We start from the raw sequence: 760 nt of genomic DNA on the forward strand, positions 1-760 counted from the left end.
TTCAGCGGCTGGTGGTAGGCCCAGAAATGGTTGGTTGGATCCACCGACGTCGTCCTGCTCCAGGGCGGATCGGTCCGCGTCAGCTGCGAGGCGGCGTCGAGGGCGGCCCGGCAGTCGTCCATCGCGCTGCGCAGGACGCCCTCGAGGCGCCGGTTGCGGATGGCGAAGGCCGAGCCGATGCCCACGACGATGCCGATGAAGGTGTCGAGGACGCGGTCGACCAGCAGCGTGGTGTCCGAGCTGGCGTGGCCGAGATGGGCCAGCAGCAGCGCGATGGGTGTGGCGAACATCAGGCAGAGCGCGTAGTTGAGCCCCACCATCAGCTCCGCCCCGACCTGCAGCACGATCACGAGGGCGACGGTCAGGCCGGCGCCGGGGGAGTAGGCGAGGGCCAGCACGCCCACCAGCAGGCCGGCTCCGGTGCCGAGTGCTCGCTGGATGCTGCGATCGACCGTGGCATACCAGCTGACCGACTGCTGCACGGCGACCGCCGAGACGGCCGCCCACGAGGCGTGCCCCAGGCCGAGCAGGTGGGCGATACCGACGGCCAGCGCGACCGCGACGAGCGACCGGATGGCCTGGGGGACGAATGGCGCCGACGGACGCAGGGAGGTGATCGACGTGCCCCAGCGCTCCGGCGGTTGGCGCAGCAGGGGCGGTCCTGATGGGGGCGCCAGGGCGTCGGCGGCGTCCCGGCCGTCGAGCTCGGCCTGCTCGCCCCTGCCCAGCGTCACGTCCGGGATCTCGCCGAACCGGCGCA

Annotated in this window: 1 protein-coding gene; it reads right to left on the reverse strand. The window is 72.5% G+C overall.

Going from position 1 to position 760, the window contains the following annotated elements:
* Positions 1 to 760: FUSC family protein (locus FRW57_RS22360; protein ID WP_203230510.1), on the reverse strand; the 760-nt coding region annotated here is incomplete at both ends.

The sequence above is a fragment of the Segeticoccus rhizosphaerae genome, assembly GCF_009192725.1.
Classification (GTDB): Bacteria; Actinomycetota; Actinomycetes; order Actinomycetales; family Dermatophilaceae; genus Segeticoccus; species Segeticoccus rhizosphaerae.